Here is a 17,869-nt window from a genome sequence, read left to right as displayed (position 1 = left end):
ACCCCCGTGAGAAAGAAACGTGTACGGACGCGGGCGCGGCCCGCTGCGAGCGCCCGGTGCCGGGTGCCGCGACGGCTCAGCGCGACGTCACTGACCGGCGAACTTCTTGCTCACCGAGTCGTACACGCCCTTGGCCACCGCACCCAGCCGCGGCCCCGCGAGCCAGCCCGAACGGACCGGGCCGATGGACGTGTTGGACACCAGCGCCGGCTTGCCGTCCGAGCCGGTCTCCACCCAGCCGCCACCGGACGAACCGCCGGTCATCGTGCAGCCGATGCGGTACATCGTCGGGTCCGAGGCACCCAGCGACAGCCGCCCCGGCTTGTCCTTGCACTGGTAGAGCTTCTGCCCGTCGTAGGGCGCACCCGCCGGGTAGCCGGTCGCCGTCATGTTCCGCACCTGCGGCACGGCCGGCGCGTCGAAGTCCACCGGCAGCGCCGAACCCACCGTCTCCTCCAGCGACTTCCCCGAACCACCCTGCTCCGGCGTCACATGGATCACCGCGAAGTCGTACGGCGCCCCGTCGCCGCCGGTCTGGCCGCCCTGCGCGATCCACTGGTCCGAGGTCCGCGCCCAGTCACCCCACCAGACGCCGTACGGGGCCACCTGCTCCCTGGTCGCGGTCTGCAACGCCGAGGTCGACAGCCCCGCGTCGTTGTAGGACGGCACGAACGCGATGTTGCGGTACCAGCCGCCCTTCTTGCCCGCGTGCACACAGTGACCCGCGGTCCACACGAGGTTGGACTTGCCCGGGTGCGCCGGGTCCTTCACCACCGTCGCCGAGCAGACCATCGTGCCCTCGGGGGAGTCGAAGAACACCTTGCCCGCCTCGGCCGCGTTGGCGTGGTAGGCGGTCGGCACGGCCTGCGCGTCCACCGGGTCCGGCGTCGGGTCGGTCACGCCCTGGTCGGCCGAGAGGTCACCGCTGTCCACGCCCCGGTCGGGGTCCTCGGCGTCTCGCATGCGGTCCGGGTCCCACAGTCCCTCGATGATCGGGTTGACGAAGTCCTTCGCCTCGCGCAGCCAGTCGTCCCGGTCCCAGTTCTTCCAGGCCCCGTTCTTCCACTTGTCGAGGTCGATCCCGTGTTCCTTGAGCCGGTTCTTCAGGTCGTCCGGGATCTTGATCTTCCCGTGGCCGCCCTCGCCGGCCGAGGCGGACGCGGAGGACTGCCCGGACGCGTCGGTGTCGTCCCCGCCGCACGCCGTCGCGGTGAGCGCGAGCGCCGAGGCGAGGGCGACGGCCGACAGGGTGGGGAGGCTTCGGCGACGCGTGCTCCCGCCTCGACGAGCGGTGGACGACGGCCGTATCGGTCGCATGGTCTTACTCCCCCTGAGGTGGACGAACTGGACACCGTGGCCCGGACAACCGGCTGAACTCACGGTGCTTTCATGCCGGGTTCAGACGCGTCCCACAGCCTCGTGGAACGGCATCACACAATATGCCGTCCCCGTGGGGGACTTCCGACGGTACGGCAACGGTTTCGCTACGAGCTCCCTGACCTGCTGCTTCACCAGGTCGCCGGGAGGCGGACGATGGGGTCGGGCGGGGGCGCGCGTCCGGCCGAACTGCTCCCGCCGCCACGAGCTTCTCGGCGCGGGACCGTAACCCGTGAGGCCGACCGGGGTTGGTAGCGGTGAGGAGCCGGATGCCCGCGGGCCGCCCCCCTGACCGGCCGAACACCGGACGCCGACGGACCGGCCGTGTGCCCGTCCGGGCCCCGCGCCCCCACCCGGTACTCCGCGACGACGAACTCACCCCTGGACAGCGGGAGGACTGCGAGCCGTGGCCGTGACCGAATCTGTGTCCGGAGACACCGCCGGAGACATCGCCGGAGGAACCACCGGGGGAGCGGCAGGGGTGACCGCCGGAGGGGCGGCCGAAGGACGAGGGCCCACCGGTGCCGGAACCGGTGGGTTCCTCGGCGGGGTCCGGGAGAGCGGGCGTGCGGACCGGCCTGAGGACGGACCGGCGGACGCACGTGCAGACGGACCCGAGGGCGGGCGTGGGGGAGCGCACCCCGGCTACGAGGGGATCCTGCGGCGTCAGGCGGCGCGCGAGTCGTCCGCCCGAACCTACGCGCGCGCCCTGCCCATCGTGCCCGTGCGCGCTCGCGGACTGACCATCGAGGGCGCGGACGGCCGCCGCTACCTCGACTGCCTCTCCGGCGCCGGCGCCCTCGCGCTCGGCCACAACCACCCCGTCGTCCTTGAGGCCGTCCGAGCCGTCCTCGACTCCGGCGCGCCCCTGCACGCCCTCGACCTCGCCACCCCCGTCAAGGACGCCTTCGTCACCGAGCTGTTCCACACCCTGCCGCCCGGGCTCGCCGACCACGCACGCGTGCAGTTCTGCGGACCCGCCGGCACGGACGCCGTGGAAGCCGCCCTCAAACTCGTCCGCACCGCGACCGGCCGCACGGGCATCCTCTCCTTCACCGGCGCCTACCACGGCATGACCGCCGCCGCCCAGGACGCCTCCGGCCACGCCACCGACGTCCGCGCCACCCGACTTCCGTACCCGTACGACTACCGCTGTCCCTTCGGCACCGGAGGCGAGACGGGTGCCGAACTCGCCGCCCGTTGGACGGAGTACCTCCTCGACGACCCCCGCTCCGGCGTGCCCACGCCCGCGGCGATGATCCTCGAACCCGTTCAAGGCGAGGGCGGGGTCATCCCGGCACCGGACCCATGGCTCCGCCGCATGCGGCAGATCACGGCCGACCGCTCGATCCCGCTGATCGCCGACGAGATCCAGACCGGCGTCGGCCGTACGGGCGCCTTCTGGGCCGTCGAGCACAGCGGCATCACCCCGGACGTGATGGTCCTCTCCAAGGCCATCGGCGGCAGCCTCCCGCTGGCCGTCGTCGTCTACCGCGACGACCTCGACGCCTGGGAGCCCGGTGCCCATGCCGGAACCTTCCGCGGCAACCAACTCGCCATGGTCGCCGGCACCGCCACCCTCGCCTACGTCCGCCGGCACCGCCTCGCCGACCACGCCGCCGCCCTCGGCACCCGCATGCTGACCCAGCTCCGCACGCTCGCCGACCGGTTCCCGTGCATCGGGGACGTACGGGGACGCGGCCTGATGATCGGACTGGAGGTGGTCGACCCCGAACGGGAGGCCGCGGAGACCACGCACCGCCCCGTTCCCCGTGCACCCCGCCCCGCCGCGCCCGGCCTCGCGGCAGCCATCCGGCGGGAGTGCCTGAGGAGAGGCCTGATCGTCGAACTCGGCGGCCGCCACGCCTCGGTCGTACGCCTGCTCCCGCCCCTGACGATCACCGACGAACAGGCCTCGGCCGTGCTCGACCGCCTGGCCGACGCGGTGGAAGCGGTGGCCCGGGGCACAGCCGACCGCCCGGGCCGACCGAACCCCTGATCCCCGCTCGTCCCACCTTCCCCGTACAGCCCCCGCACCAGCCGACCGACCCGCCCCGCAAGGACCTCCGTTGACCGTCGCTTCCTCACCCGCTGCTCCCTGTGCCGCGGACCTGCCCACCACCGCAGCCCCCGCCCCCCGGCCCTCCGGGGAGTGCGTACTCCCGGTCGGTTCCTCGCGCGGCACCGAAGCCCCGCCCCCGGCGAAGCGGCCTCGCACGGCCCTGGACCCGGAACCCGACCTCCTGGACCACCACGACCCGCACACCGCGGCCCAGGCGGCCACCACCGAGAACCTGCTGCGCTGCTGGGTGCGCGAGACGAACCTCCCCGCCCCCCTCATCAACGTCCTCCGCATCCCTCTCCCCGCTTCCGGGACGGCCCTGCTCGTCCCTGTCCGCTACTGGTCCCCGACCGGCTGGCACCGCTTCGGTCCCCCTCGCCTCGCCAAAGCCCCCTTGGCCTGCCCACCCGCCGACCCGGCCACGGTGGCGGCACTCCTGGCTCGGGAGTCCGCTGAGGAGTCCCTGCGGGCCCGAGGCGAAGCCGGCAGCACCAGCACCACAACGGCCCCGCCCGTCGGCCACGGCGACGCCCCTTCCTCCACCCACGGCATCGACCTCGTCGCCCGCGTCGCCGACTCCGCACGGCGCACCGCGACCTTCATCACCGACCGCAGGGAACGCCCCGCCGACGAAGCGGACCTGTTCCTGGCAGCCGAGCAGGCCCTTCTCCTCGGCCACCCCCTGCACCCGACCCCAAAGAGCCGCGAAGGTCTCTCCGACACCGAAGCCCGGCCGTACTCACCCGAGTTGCGCGGCTCCTTCCCCCTGCACTGGCTCGCCGTGGCTCCCTCCGTCCTCGCGTCCGACTCCGCCTGGACCGAACGCGGACGCCCTGTCCCCGCCCTGCTGCTGACCGCCCGCCTGGTCGGCGCCGGGCTGCCGCTGCCCGAAGGCTGGGCAGCCCTGCCGCTGCACCCCTGGCACCTGCGCGAGGCCCGGCACCGCGGTGAGGTCGCCGCCCTCCTCGACGCCGGTCACCTCCGCGACCTCGGCCCGTACGGCCCGCCGTGGCACCCCACCTCCTCCGTCCGTACCGTTCACCGCTCCGGCGCCCCCGCCATGCTCAAGCTGTCGCTGGCGCTGCGCATCACCAACTCCCGCCGCGAGAACCTCCGCAAGGAACTCCACCGCGGCGTCGAGGTCCACCGCCTGCTGCGCACCGGCCTCGCCCAGCAGTGGCACGCCGAACACCCGGACTTCGACATCGTCCGCGACCCCGCCTGGCTGGCCGTCGACAGCCCGGACGGAACCCCGGTGACCGGACTCGACGTGGTGATCCGGCACAACCCGTTCACCCCGACCGACGACGTCTCCTGCGTCGCGGGCCTGGTCTCACCGCGCCCTCACCTCCACCCCCATTCCGACACGACCGTCACGCGCTCCCGCCTCGCCGTCGTCGTCAGTGCTCTGGCCTCCCGCACCGGCCGACCTGTCGGGGCCGTCGCCGCCGAGTGGTTCCTGCGCTACCTCCACCACGTCGTCCGTCCGGTTCTGTGGCTGGACGGTGAGGCGGGGGTGGCCCTGGAGGCCCACCAGCAGAACACCCTCCTGCTGCTCGACCGGGACGGATGGCCCGCCGGCGCCCGCTACCGCGACAACCAGGGCTACTACTTCCGCGCCTCCCGCCGCGCGGAACTAGAGGCCCGACTGGCCGGCATCGGTGAGCGGAGCGACACCTTCGTCTCCGACGAGGTCACCGACGAGCGCTTCGCCTACTACCTCGGCATCAACAACGTGTTCGGCCTCATCGGCGCGTTCGGCTCCCAACGCCTGGCCGACGAACACTTGCTGCTCGCCGCCCTGCGCCGCTTCCTCCAGGACGCCGCATCCGGCCCCCACCGGATGCGCAGCGCGCTGCCCGCCCGGCTGCTCGACTCACCCGTCCTGCGCTGCAAGGCCAACCTGCTCACCCGGCTGCACGGCCTTGACGAACTCATCGGCCCGGTGGACACCCAGTCCGTCTACGTCACCATCGCCAACCCCCTCCATTCCTGAAACTCGTCCCTGGGTCTTGAGCGCCCTTCCGGACCCACTCCCGAGAGGAGCGTCCCGTGCCGCCCACCGACACTGGCGCCGACGTCCTTACCGCTCCCGTCGTCGGCCTAGGCGCCGCCACGGACAACGAGGAGACGCTGGAGTTGCGCCTTCTGGCGGGGTTCCACAACCTCGTCGGCGAGGGGCCGAGTTCACCTGCCCGCTGGGCGTCGTCCACTGAGGACCTGCTCGACCACATCGACACCTGGGGCGCGGCCGCCACCCCCGTCGGTGCGTTCCGACTGGTCCCCGTACAAGCCGACCGCGACCTCCCCCTCGTCACCCGGTGGATGAACGACCCCTCCGTCGCGGCCTACTGGGACCTGGCGGGCCCCGGCGCCGTGACCGAGGAGCACCTGCGTCGCCAACTGGCGGGCGACGGACGCAGCGTGCCGTGCCTGGGCGTGCTGGAGGGCACGCCGATGAGCTACTGGGAGATCTACCGGGCCGACCTCGACCCACTGGCCCGGCACTACCCGGCCCGGCCTCACGACACCGGTATCCACCTGCTGATCGGTGGCGCAACCGACCGAGGGCGCGGTCTGGGCGGGGTGCTCCTCAGGGCCGTGGCCGATCTCGTGCTCGACCAGCGACCTGCCTGTGCCCGCGTCGTCGCGGAACCCGACCTCCGTAACATCCCGTCCATCGCCGCCTTCCTGACCGCCGGTTTCCGATACGCCGCCGAGCTCGAACTGCCGGCCAAGCGAGCCGCGCTGCTGATCAGAGACCGATCCCTACGTCACCTGTTGTGACACTCGGAAGAAGTGCCGTCACTCTCCGCAACGAACGGCTCGGCGGGCCGGTTCCCGTCGCCACCCCATATTTCGAAATCCACGGCCGGGCGCCCTCCGCCCCCCCCCGCTCATCGGCGCCCCACCACACCTATCCCTCCACCACCCCCGGCCCCTTCTCCCCACCCCTCCCACGAGAAGCCCAAGACCTTGATCCCCTCGCCCCTCACCTCCTCGACCCCACGTTTGTCAGTCCCGCGCCGTAGGGTGGTCGCGCTATGACGAAGCCCTCTCTCCCCGAACTCCTGCACGCCGCCGTCGCCGCCGTCGGCGGTACGGAGCGTCCCGGCCAGGTGGCCATGGCCGAAGCGGTCGCGGAAGCGATCGACGACGGCACCCACCTGCTCGTCCAGGCCGGCACCGGTACCGGTAAGTCGCTGGGCTACCTGGTGCCCGCGCTCGCCCACGGCGAGCGGGTCGTCGTAGCGACCGCCACGCTGGCCCTCCAGCGCCAGCTGGTCGAGCGGGACCTGCCGCGCACGGTGGAGGCGCTGCACCCCCTGCTGCGCCGCCGTCCCGAGTTCGCCATGCTCAAGGGCCGGTCGAACTACCTGTGCCTGCACCGCCTGCACGAAGGGGTGCCGCAGGACGAGGAGGAGGGGCTCTTCGACCAGTTCGAGGCGGCCGCGCCCACGAGCAAGCTGGGCCAGGACCTGCTGCGGCTGCGCGAATGGGCCGACGACACGGAGTCCGGTGACCGCGACGGCCTGACGCCGGGTGTCTCCGACCGCGCCTGGGCGCAGGTGTCGGTGTCCTCGCGGGAGTGCCTGGGCGCCTCCAAGTGCGCGTACGGCGCCGAGTGCTTCGCCGAGATGGCGCGTGAGCGGGCCAAGCTCGCCGAGGTCGTCGTCACCAACCACGCCCTGCTGGCGATCGATGCGATCGAGGGCGCGCCGGTGCTCCCGCAGCACGAGGTGCTGATCGTCGACGAGGCCCACGAGCTCGTCTCCCGGGTCACCGGGGTCGCGACCGGGGAGCTGACCCCGGGGCAGGTCAACCGCGCGGTGCGGCGTGCCGCGAAGCTCGTCAACGAGAAGGCGGCCGACCAGCTGCAGACCGCCGCCGAGGGGTTCGAGCGGGTGATGGAGCTGGCCCTGCCAGGCCGTCTCGAGGAGATCCCGGAGGACCTCGGCTACGCACTGATGGCGCTGCGCGACGCCGCGCGGACGGTGATCACCGCGATCGGCGGCACCCGTGACAAGTCCGTCCAGGACGAGGACGCGGTCCGCAAGCAGGCGCTGGCGTCCGTGGAGTCGGTGCACGACGTGGCGGAACGGGTCGTGAACGGCTCCGAGTGGGATGTCGTCTGGTACGAGCGCCACGACCGGTTCGGCGCGTCGTTGCGGGTCGCCCCCATGTCCGTGTCCGGGCTGTTGCGGGAGAAGCTCTTCTCCGACCGCTCGGTGATCCTGGCCTCCGCGACCCTGAAGCTGGGCGGGGACTTCAACGGCGTCGGCGCCTCGCTCGGCCTCGCCCCGGAGGGCACGGAGGGCGAGGACGTGCCGCAGTGGAAGGGCATCGACGTCGGATCGCCGTTCGACTACCCCAAGCAGGGCATCCTCTACGTGGCCAAGCACCTGGCCCGGCCCGCGCGCGACGGTGACCGCGCCGACATGCTGGACGAGCTGACGGAGCTGATCCAGGCGGCCGGCGGGCGCACGCTCGGGCTCTTCTCCTCCATGCGGGCGGCCCAGCTCGCCGCGGAGGAGCTGCGCTCGCGCATCCCCGAGTACCCGATCCTGCTGCAGGGCGAGGAAACCCTCGGCGAGCTGATCAAGAACTTCGCAGCGGACCCCAGGACCTGCCTGTTCGGCACGCTCTCGCTGTGGCAGGGCGTGGACGTACCCGGCCCCAGCTGCCAGCTGGTGGTCATGGACAAGATCCCGTTCCCGCGTCCCGACGACCCGTTGATGAGCGCCCGGCAGAAGGCGGTGGAGGACGCCGGGGGCAACGGCTTCATGGCGGTGGCCGCCACGCACGCGGCGCTCCTCATGGCCCAGGGCGCCGGCCGTCTCGTACGGGCGTCCGGGGACCGCGGTGTGGTCGCCGTCCTGGATCAGCGGCTGGCGACGGCCCGGTACGGGAGTTACCTGAAGGCGTCCATGCCCGACTTCTGGTTCACGACGGACCGCAACCAGGTCCGCAGGTCGCTCGCGGCGATCGACGCGGCGGCGAAGCAGACGGAAGACCAGTGAACGAGGGCCGGTACGCACGTACCGGCCCCTGACTGCGCAGCGCTCGCGGCACGAAGGCCTGGGCGCCAGGCGTGTCGCGCGCCCCGGCGCACACACGCGCCCGTGTCCCGGCACAGCACAGGGCCCCGGAACCGGCGCAGGGATCCCGGGGCCCAGTCACAGGGGGCGGGGTGAGGAGAAGCTCGCCCGGCGCCGTGCTCAGACGCGTCGCAGGACGGCCACCACCTTGCCGAGGATCGTCGCGTCGTCGCCGGGGATCGGCTCGTAGGCCGAGTTGTGGGGGAGCAGCCACACGTGCCCGTCCTCGCGCTTGAAGCGCTTGACGGTCGCCTCGCCGTCGAGCATGGCGGCCACGATGTCACCGTTCTCGGCGACCGGCTGGCGGCGGACCGTGACCCAGTCGCCGTCGCAGATGGCGGCCTCGATCATCGAGTCGCCGACGACCTTCAGGACGAACAGCTCACCGTCACCGACGAGCTGGCGGGGGAGGGGGAAGACGTCCTCGACCGACTCCTCGGCGAGGATCGGGCCACCGGCGGCGATGCGGCCGACGAGCGGGACGTACGACGCGGCGGGCTTGCCGGCGGTGTCCGTCGGCTGGACCTGGGCGGCCTGGTCCGAGCCGCGCACCTCGTACGCGCGCGGGCGGTGCGGGTCGCGGCGCAGGAAGCCCTTGCGCTCCAGCGCCATCAGCTGGTGGGCCACGGAGGACGTGCTGGACAGGCCCACCGCCTGACCGATCTCGCGCATCGACGGCGGGTACCCCCGGCGCTGCACGGAGTCCCTGATGACCTCGATCACCCGGCGCTGACGGTCGGTGAGTCCCGAGCTGTCGGCACGGATGCCTGGAGGTCGGCCCGGCAGGGAGCGCTTGTGCTCGGGATGCACGGCTTCGTTCATGGCGTGCACCGGCTCGAGTCGGCCCTGGGAGCGGTCCTGGGCGGTGATGCTGGCGCTGTCTGCGGTGGTGGTCACGTCGGCCCCTCTCGATGGTCTCCCTGCTGGACAACGGTAGTGGCTTTCGAAAGGTTGCGCCAAACACACGTTCGAGTGAAAAACCGTGGATAACCGGACCTGATCATGTGTCTGGGTGTATGGCTGACGCCGCGTCCCGGGCGGGCCGAAGAGCTCGTTGTTGTACTCTTCACCGCCGGGGCCGCCGACCTGTGGGCCGGAGCCTCAGTCTGCCATTCGTGGCCCCGCCCGTCGGGACCCGGAGCCGACCCTGTCCGGGAGTCGCACCGCTCCTCCCTGCGGCGCTCACGGTATCTCCGTACGCGTCCGCGCGATGCGTCCCCACACGCGCGTGTCGACGGCCGCCGGCTGGAGGCGGTCACCGTGCGTGCGCGAACCGCGGGTGCTCGCGGGACGCTTTCACGCGTGCGTGCCGTCGGCTTCACGCAGGTGCATCGTCCGCTCCATTCGTGGTCGCGCGCGTGCGGAGCGGACGCGATCATGCCGTCTCCCGGACGCTCGGCGTGACGGCCGGGCAGCGGTGCGTGAGGGCTCCGACCGCGACACGCGACACATCCTGCATGTATGAGCCAAGCCCTACATGTAGTGGTTGGATGTCATCAGCGGCCCAGAAGTTGTGGTCCCCGGTGTCTTCGGATGCTCGGCGATCGCCTATGCTGGGGGCTGCTTCGAGGGGCTCGTGTGGCCCACGAGGCTGTTGAGTCTGCTGTGAGGAGGGTTGGAGATCATGCACTGCCCCTTCTGCAGGCACCCCGACAGCCGTGTCGTCGACAGCCGTACGACCGACGACGGCACGTCGATCCGCAGGCGCCGTCAGTGTCCCGACTGCTCCCGTCGTTTCACGACGGTGGAGACCTGTTCACTGATGGTGGTCAAGCGCTCCGGAGTCACCGAGCCGTTCAGCCGCACCAAGGTCATCAACGGTGTGCGCAAGGCGTGCCAGGGACGGCCTGTCACCGAGGACGCACTCGCCCAGCTCGGCCAGCGGGTCGAGGAGGCGGTGCGGGCCACCGGGAGCGCCGAACTGACCACCCATGACGTGGGGCTGGCCATACTCGGCCCGTTGCAGGAACTCGACCTCGTCGCGTACCTGCGGTTCGCCTCCGTCTACCGGGCCTTCGACTCGCTCGAGGACTTCGAGACGGCCATCGCGGAGCTCAGGGACCAGACGGGACCCCCCGCCGCGGACGACGACGCGGGCGGCGACCGCGCGGACGGCGGAACCGTCGCGGGGAGCCAGGAAGACGACGGGGGGCCAGGGGGAACCGTTCAGGTCCCCGAGCCCGCCCGGGCCGCCGACTGACCGGAGGGCCGGAACCGGGATCCCGGCTCCGGGGGCCGGCCGGGCGGCGGCGTTGACAAGACCGGTTGCGGGCGGCGCGTGGGCGCCCGCAGCACCAGACACATCACCGTGCCACGGGAACATCGTGGCATTTCAGGGCGTTTTTGCCTGTACAGGGAGGCGGCATGACAGAGACGGCGAGCGGTCCGGCACGAGGTTCCCGGGCCAAGGGGACCAAGGCCACCAAGGGTCTGCGTATCGAGCGCATCCACACCACCCCCGGCGTGCACCCGTACGACGAGGTGGCCTGGGCGCACCGTGACGTCGTCATGACCAACTGGCGCGACGGCTCGGTCAACTTCGAGCAGCGTGGCGTCGAGTTCCCCGACTTCTGGTCGGTGAACGCGGTCAACATCGTCACCAGCAAGTACTTCCGCGGGGCCGTCGGCACCCCGCAGCGCGAGACCAGCCTCAAGCAGCTGATCGACCGCATCGTGAAGACGTACCGCAAGGCCGGTGAGGACTACAAGTACTTCGCCTCGCCCGCGGACGCCGAGATCTTCGAGCACGAGCTGGCCTACGCCCTGCTGCACCAGATCTTCAGCTTCAACAGCCCGGTCTGGTTCAACGTCGGCACGCCCCAGCCGCAGCAGGTCTCCGCCTGCTTCATCCTGTCCGTCGACGACTCCATGGAGTCGATCCTCGACTGGTACAAGGAAGAGGGCATGATCTTCAAGGGCGGCTCCGGCGCCGGCCTGAACCTCTCCCGCATCCGCTCCTCCAAGGAGCTGCTGTCCTCCGGCGGCAACGCCTCCGGCCCGGTCTCCTTCATGCGTGGTGCCGACGCCTCCGCCGGCACCATCAAGTCCGGTGGCGCCACCCGCCGCGCCGCGAAGATGGTCGTCCTCGACGTCGACCACCCGGACATCGAGGACTTCATCGAGACCAAGGTGAAGGAAGAGGAGAAGATCCGCGTCCTGCGTGACGCCGGGTACGACATGGACCTGGGCGGCGACGACATCACGTCCGTCCAGTACCAGAACGCCAACAACTCGGTCCGCGTCAACGACGAGTTCATGAAGGCGGTCGAGCAGGGCGGCAAGTTCGGGCTGCGCGCGCGCATGACCGGTGACGTGATCGAGGAGGTCGACGCCAAGGCGCTCTTCCGCAAGATCGCCGAAGCCGCCTGGGCCTGCGCCGACCCCGGCATCCAGTACGACGACACGATCAACAACTGGCACACCTGCCCCGAGTCCGGCCGGATCACCGCGTCGAACCCGTGCAGCGAGTACATGCACCTGGACAACACGTCCTGCAACCTCGCCTCGCTGAACCTGATGAAGTTCCTCAAGGACGACGGCAAGGGCAGCCAGTCCTTCGAGACCGAGCGCTTCCAGAAGGTCGTCGAGCTGGTCATCACCGCGATGGACATCTCGATCTGCTTCGCGGACTTCCCGACCCAGAAGATCGGCGAGAACACGCGCGCGTTCCGCCAGCTCGGCATCGGCTACGCCAACCTCGGCGCCCTGCTGATGGCGACCGGCCACGCCTACGACTCCGACGGCGGCCGCGCCCTCGCCGGTGCCATCACCTCCCTGATGACCGGCACGGCGTACCGCCGCTCCGCCGAACTGGCCTCCGTCGTCGGCCCGTACGACGGTTACGCCCGCAACGCCGACGCACACAACCGGGTCATGAAGCAGCACTCCGACGCCAACGGCACGGCCGTCCGCATGGACGACCTGGACACCCCGGTGTGGGCCGCCGCCACGGAGGCCTGGCAGGACGTCCTGCGCCTCGGCGAGCGCAACGGCTTCCGCAACGCCCAGGCGTCCGTGCTCGCCCCGACCGGCACCATCGGCCTGGCGATGTCCTGCGACACCACCGGCGTCGAGCCCGACCTGGCGCTCGTGAAGTTCAAGAAGCTGGTCGGCGGCGGCTCGATGCAGATCGTCAACGGCACCGTCCCGCAGGCCCTGCGCCGCCTGGGCTACCAGGAGGAGCAGATCGAGGCGATCGTCGCCCACATCGCCGAGAACGGCAACGTGATCGACGCCCCCGGCCTCAAGCCCGAGCACTACGAGGTGTTCGACTGCGCCATGGGCGAGCGCGCCATCTCCCCGATGGGCCACGTGCGCATGATGGCCGCAATCCAGCCGTGGATCTCCGGTGCCATCTCCAAGACGGTCAACATGCCGGAGACGGCGACCGTCGAGGAGGTCGAGGAGATCTACTACGAGGCCTGGAAGCTCGGCGTCAAGGCCCTCGCGATCTACCGCGACAACTGCAAGGTCGGCCAGCCGCTGTCCGCCAAGACCAAGGGCGACGACAAGGCCGAGGCCAAGACCGAGGCGCCCGCCGCCGTCGAGACCAAGGTCGAGAAGGTCGTCGAGTACCGCCCGGTCCGCAAGCGCCTCCCGAAGGGACGTCCCGGCATCACCACGTCCTTCACCGTCGGTGGCGCCGAGGGCTACATGACGGCCAACTCCTACCCGGACGACGGCCTGGGCGAGGTCTTCCTGAAGATGTCCAAGCAGGGCTCGACCCTCGCGGGCATGATGGACGCCTTCTCCATCGCCGTCTCCGTCGGCCTGCAGTACGGCGTGCCGCTGGAGACGTACGTCTCGAAGTTCACCAACATGCGCTTCGAGCCGGCCGGCATGACGGACGACCCGGACGTGCGGATGGCGCAGTCGATCGTCGACTACATCTTCCGCCGCCTCGCGCTGGACTTCCTGCCGTTCGAGACGCGCTCCGCGCTCGGCATCCACTCCGCCGAGGAGCGTCAGCGCCACCTGGAGACCGGCTCCTACGAGCCGGCCGAGGAGGACGTCGACGTCGAGGGCCTCGCCCAGTCGGCGCCGCGCCAGACGGACCTGAAGGCCGTGGCCACCCCCGCGGCGTCCACCGAGCCGGCCAAGCCCGTCACGAAGCAGGCCCACACCAGCGCCGAACTGGTCGAGATGCAGCTGGGCATCCAGGCCGACGCCCCGCTCTGCTTCTCCTGCGGTACGAAGATGCAGCGCGCCGGTTCCTGCTACATCTGCGAGGGCTGCGGCTCCACCAGCGGTTGCAGCTGACCCCGGCACCGGCCGGCCCGGTACCTCGCTGAGCGGGGGGACCACCTCGGTGGTCCCCCCGCTTTGCTGCCTTTACGGGCCCTTGTCACCCGTTTCCGCGAACATTTCTGTTTCCCGCGAAACGATCACCCGCTAGGCTCCACCGGCGCCATGTCAGGCGCACTTCAAGTGGGGGACAGGAAGCGCAGGTGGGGGACATGGTCGACGGTGCCGCCGAACCGGAGAAGACGACGAGTGCGGGCGCCCAGGCGGCCGCGGCACTGCTGCTGGTCGGCGGCCTCGGGGTGGGGCTGTGGGCGTTGGGCAACGTCGTCGGCGAGACGTCCGCCGAGGCGAAACCGGCCGTGTGCTCCAGCTCCTCGAGCGCGCCGCCGCGGGCGCAGCGCGTCTCCGGCCGGCAGTTGTGCAAGGCGCTCAACCGCCCCGACCTGGCGGCGCTCCTCGGCACGCCGACCGAGCAGCCGATGAGCGCGAACGGCAACGAACGCTCGTTCGCGCTCGCCGACGGCACCAAGATCATCACCCCCGAGGGCAGTGTCGACCTGGACACCTACTCCGTGAAACTGTCCGCCTCGTACGACGACATCTCCGTGGCCCGGATGAGCACGCTCATGGGCATCGACGCCGAGAAGAAGACGTTCCTCGGTCATCCGGCGCTCCTCTACTCGGACCGGACCATCGAGTTCGACTTCACCCTCGACGGGGACAAGGCGAGCACGGGTCCCGGCGGCATCGCCCGCTGTCTGATGGTCGCCCCGAGCGCCAAGGACGGCGGCGGTTCCCTCGAGATCGTGATCTGGCGCCAGGACAACGTGACGCCCGACGACGCGGCCCTGCTGCGGGTCGCCGAGCGCGTCCTGCCGACCGTGCCCGGCTGGGACAGCGCGGGCTGACGCGGGGAAGGGGCAGGGGGCGAGGGACGCGGGCGCCTTCCGCAGCGACGCGCGCCCCTCAGCTCCCCGAACCTCAGGCCTGGCCGAGCCCGCCCATCGACCGGGTGAACGTCACCGGGTCGTCCTCGAACCCCCGCACATCGTCGCGGAACGTCCAGCCCTCGTCCGGGTCGCGCACGAAGTCCGCGAACGTCGCCGCCGTGGCGCCGAGGACGGAACCGAAGTCGCCCTCGGCCAGGACGGAGTAGCCCTCGCGCACCCGGAAGCCCGGGTTGAGCACGCTCACGAACGTGCGGTGGGCGGGACGCTGCTGGATCACGACACCGACCACCACGCGCGCGTACCGCGCGTCCAGCCGCTCGAGCTCCACCGTGAGGACCTCGTCCCAGCCGAAGCCCTTGCCGTCCGTGCTGTCCCGGTTGAGGTAGATCGTGCCGTCGGGGGACCGGCTGTCGAAGTGCACGACGTACGCGGGTTCGCCGTACGGGTCGCTCGCCAGGTAGGTGGCGGCCACGATGTCGAGGTCGGTGGGCGGCTGCCCGGCCGGGCTCGGATCCCACTTCACCGCGGCTTCGACCTTGCGGATCCCCTTGTTGAGACCGTTCACCAGGCTCCCCTTCCCCGTCTCCGCATGTGCCCGACTGCCCGTTCCCGGTCGGTCGTCGGCCGTAACTGACCGACCCCCGGGGCGGGTTGTCCATCCTGCCACGCGCGCGTACGCGTCGGTGCGCCTGAGGTGCGCTCAGCGTGACCGACGCCACGCCCGCTGGCCTTACGATGGCGCGGTGCTGGTCAAGTGGATTCGCTGCACCGTGGTGGACCGCCGCGGTTTCGAGCGCGGGCAGCGGAAGTGGGCGGGGCTTCTGGGGGAGCCGGGGTTTCGCGGACAGGGCGGGGGCTGGAGCCGGCGACGGCCTTCCGTGGCCCACGTCTTCGCGTTCTGGGAGAGCCGCGCCTTCTACGACTCCTTCATGGCCCGCTCCCACGACCGCCTCGCGGCGGCGCAGGCCGGCACCTTCAAGGACGTCCAGGCCCGGCTCTTCGACTACCGCTTCGACGTGAAGACCGGTTTCGAGCCCCGCTTCACGGACGCCGACCTGCTGCGCGTGGCGCTGTGCCGCGTCCACGAGGACCGGGCCGAGCACTACACGCTGATGCAGGAGAAGGTCTGGAACCCCGCGATGGCCGGTTCCCCCGGCATGATCCGCGGCCTGTTCGCCGAGGCGCCCGGCAACGAGTTCCTGGTGCTGTCGATGTGGCGCTCGCAGGCCGAGCACGGCAAGTACCGGACCGAGCGCATCGAGCGGCTCTCCCTGCGCGCCCAGACGGAGGCCGACATCGCCTCGCTCACCGGTGACATCGTCGAGCTGGAACCCACCTGGACCGTCTGACGCCGTCGTGTGACCCCTGGAGCACGTTCGGTGTGACGTACGCCGTATGGGGCCCGCACGAGTGCTCGCAATCGCGCCATCCGATCTAGTGTTTTGGCATGGCACGACCACGGCGCATCGTCCTTGTCCGCCACGGGGAGTCAACGGGCAATGTTGATGACACCGTGTACGAGCGTGAACCCGACCACGCCCTCGCGCTGACCGAGCGCGGGTGGCGGCAGGCGGAGGAGACCGGGAAGACCCTGAGGGAAGTCTTCGGGCGCGAGCAGATCAGCGTCTACGTCTCCCCGTACCGGCGCACGCACGAGACCCTGCGCGCCTTCCACCTCGACCAGGAGCTCATCCGCGTGCGCGAGGAGCCCAGGCTGCGCGAGCAGGACTGGGGGAACTGGCAGGACCGCGACGACGTGCGCCTGCAGAAGGCCTACCGCGACGCCTACGGGCACTTCTTCTACCGCTTCGCCCAGGGGGAGAGCGGCGCCGACGTCTACGACCGCGTCGGCAACTTCCTGGAGAGCCTCTTCCGCAGCTTCGAGGCCCCCGACCACCCGCCGAACGTCCTCCTCGTCACCCACGGCCTGGCCATGCGCCTGTTCTGCATGCGCTGGTTCCACTGGACCGTCGCCGAATTCGAGTCGCTGTCCAATCCCGGGAACGCGGAGATGCGCATGCTCGTTCTGGGCGACGACGGCAAGTACACCCTCGACCGGCCGTTCGACCGCTGGCGTGACCCGGAATCGTACGGGATCACCGGATAGAGTGGCAGAACCGATGATCTCAGACACCTCTTCCGACGGGCGCCTGGAGCGCGCCCTGGCAAGCCTGCGCGGACTCGCCGTCGGCGACGCGCTGGGCTCGCAGTTCTTCGTACCGGTCAATGTCCCGCTGCTCAAGCTCCGCGAGCTGCCGTCCGGACCCTGGCAGTGGACGGACGACACCGAGATGGCCTGCTCCGTCGTCGCCGTCCTCGCCGGGCACGGGCGCATCGACCAGGACGCCCTGGCCCGCTCCTTCGCCGAGCACCACGACTTCGACCGGGGCTACGGCCCCGCCGTCAACCGGCTCCTGCGGCTGGTCCGGGAGGGCGGCGACTGGCGCGAGCTGTCCGCCGCGCTCTTCAACGGCCAGGGCTCCTGGGGCAATGGCGCCGCCATGCGCATCGCCCCGCTCGGCGCCTGGTACGCGGACGATCCCGAGCAGGCCACCCACCAGGCCGAGATCTCCGCCTACCCCACGCACCAGCACCGGGAGGCGGTGGTCGGCGCCATGGCCGTGGCCGCGGCCGCCGCACTCGCCGCCGCGCCAGGAGGCCCGCCGACCCCCGAGTCGCTCCTCGACGGGGTGATCGCGCTCGTCCCGCGCAGCGCGGTCGGTGCCGGCCTGCGCCGAGCGCGGGACATGCTCGACTACGGCGACGCGGCCACCGTCGCGGCGGTCCTGGGCTGCGGACGCCGTACGACCGCCCACGACACCGTCCCCTTCGCCGTCTGGTCGGCCGCCCGGTCCCTGGGCGGCTACGAGGAGGCGTTCTGGACGACCGCGCAGGTCGGCGGGGACGTGGACACCACCTGCGCGATCGTGGGCGGGATCGTCTCCGCGGGCCGGGCGGGAGCGCCGCCGGCGGCATGGGCGGAACGGACGGAGGCGCTGCCGGAGTGGGCGGGCGTGTCCGCCTGATGCGCCACTGAGCCGTCCCGGAGAGTGCTTTCGAAACTCTGCGTATTTGCCGGGAACTCTCTGTGACCGCGCGCTCGTTGTCCGGACATCCGCTGTGTGAGGTGCGGGTGG

The 17,869-nt window shown here is 71.2% G+C and carries 13 protein-coding genes; 10 read left to right on the top strand and 3 right to left on the bottom strand.

Translation table 11 applies throughout. The features are described 5' to 3' along the window. Positions 1-87: 87 nt before the first annotated feature. Positions 88-1,317 carry a trypsin-like serine peptidase gene (locus tag AQJ30_RS35005; RefSeq protein WP_067241918.1) on the bottom strand — a complete coding sequence of 410 codons (1,230 nt, stop codon included), beginning with the start codon at positions 1,315-1,317 and terminating at the stop codon, positions 88-90. A gap of 715 nt (positions 1,318-2,032) precedes the next feature. On the opposite strand from AQJ30_RS35005, the gene AQJ30_RS35000 reads away from it, so the two are divergent. From AQJ30_RS35000 to AQJ30_RS34985, 4 genes are all read left to right on the top strand, one after another. After that, positions 2,033-3,376: a diaminobutyrate--2-oxoglutarate transaminase family protein gene (locus AQJ30_RS35000; RefSeq protein WP_245727291.1), complete on the top strand. Its 1,344-nt coding sequence runs from the start codon at positions 2,033-2,035 to the stop codon at positions 3,374-3,376. A gap of 70 nt (positions 3,377-3,446) precedes the next feature. Continuing rightward, a complete protein-coding gene (locus AQJ30_RS34995) occupies positions 3,447-5,435 on the top strand; it encodes an IucA/IucC family protein (RefSeq protein WP_425424179.1) in 1,989 nt (662 codons plus the stop codon). A 56-nt stretch (positions 5,436-5,491) separates the two neighbouring features. Further along, entirely contained in the window at positions 5,492-6,226 is a 735-nt protein-coding gene (locus AQJ30_RS34990) for a GNAT family N-acetyltransferase (RefSeq protein WP_067241915.1), read from the top strand. A gap of 257 nt (positions 6,227-6,483) precedes the next feature. Then, entirely contained in the window at positions 6,484-8,460 is a 1,977-nt protein-coding gene (locus tag AQJ30_RS34985) for an ATP-dependent DNA helicase (RefSeq protein WP_067241914.1), read from the top strand. 198 nt (positions 8,461-8,658) lie between these two features. Here AQJ30_RS34985 and lexA read toward each other — a convergent pair whose 3' ends face one another. Further along, a complete protein-coding gene (lexA, locus tag AQJ30_RS34980) occupies positions 8,659-9,435 on the bottom strand; it encodes a transcriptional repressor LexA (RefSeq protein WP_067241911.1) in 777 nt (258 codons plus the stop codon). 727 nt (positions 9,436-10,162) lie between these two features. Between lexA and nrdR the strand changes: the two genes are divergently transcribed. The 3 genes from nrdR (at position 10,163) to AQJ30_RS34965 (ending at position 14,690) form a co-directional block, all read left to right on the top strand. Then, the gene (nrdR, locus tag AQJ30_RS34975; protein ID WP_067241910.1) at positions 10,163-10,738 is read left to right on the top strand and encodes a transcriptional regulator NrdR; all 576 of its coding nucleotides are present in this window, start codon (positions 10,163-10,165) and stop codon (positions 10,736-10,738) included. 164 nt (positions 10,739-10,902) lie between these two features. After that, positions 10,903-13,797 carry a vitamin B12-dependent ribonucleotide reductase gene (locus AQJ30_RS34970; RefSeq protein WP_067241908.1) on the top strand — a complete coding sequence of 965 codons (2,895 nt, stop codon included), beginning with the start codon at positions 10,903-10,905 and terminating at the stop codon, positions 13,795-13,797. 197 nt (positions 13,798-13,994) lie between these two features. Then, positions 13,995-14,690 (top strand): DUF6215 domain-containing protein, encoded by a 696-nt coding sequence (locus AQJ30_RS34965; RefSeq protein ID WP_067241906.1) that lies wholly within the window; start codon positions 13,995-13,997, stop codon positions 14,688-14,690. 73 nt (positions 14,691-14,763) lie between these two features. Here the strand turns inward: AQJ30_RS34965 and AQJ30_RS34960 are convergent, their stop codons facing one another. Then, positions 14,764-15,297 (bottom strand): TerD family protein, encoded by a 534-nt coding sequence (locus AQJ30_RS34960; protein WP_067241903.1) that lies wholly within the window; start codon positions 15,295-15,297, stop codon positions 14,764-14,766. A gap of 178 nt (positions 15,298-15,475) precedes the next feature. On the opposite strand from AQJ30_RS34960, the gene AQJ30_RS34955 reads away from it, so the two are divergent. The 3 genes from AQJ30_RS34955 to AQJ30_RS34945 all read left to right on the top strand — a co-directional run bounded on the left by AQJ30_RS34955 (position 15,476) and on the right by AQJ30_RS34945 (position 17,758). Then, the gene (locus AQJ30_RS34955) at positions 15,476-16,081 is read left to right on the top strand and encodes a YdbC family protein (RefSeq protein ID WP_067241902.1); all 606 of its coding nucleotides are present in this window, start codon (positions 15,476-15,478) and stop codon (positions 16,079-16,081) included. A gap of 98 nt (positions 16,082-16,179) precedes the next feature. Continuing rightward, positions 16,180-16,839, top strand: coding sequence for a histidine phosphatase family protein (locus AQJ30_RS34950; protein WP_079084514.1), 660 nt, complete (start codon positions 16,180-16,182; stop codon positions 16,837-16,839). A 13-nt stretch (positions 16,840-16,852) separates the two neighbouring features. Further along, positions 16,853-17,758 carry an ADP-ribosylglycohydrolase family protein gene (locus tag AQJ30_RS34945; protein WP_067241896.1) on the top strand — a complete coding sequence of 302 codons (906 nt, stop codon included), beginning with the start codon at positions 16,853-16,855 and terminating at the stop codon, positions 17,756-17,758. Positions 17,759-17,869 lie beyond the last annotated feature (111 nt).

It is taken from the genome of Streptomyces longwoodensis, assembly GCF_001514125.1.
GTDB lineage: Bacteria > Actinomycetota > Actinomycetes > Streptomycetales > Streptomycetaceae > Streptomyces > Streptomyces longwoodensis.
This window is presented reverse-complemented; position numbering and strand designations above follow the sequence as displayed.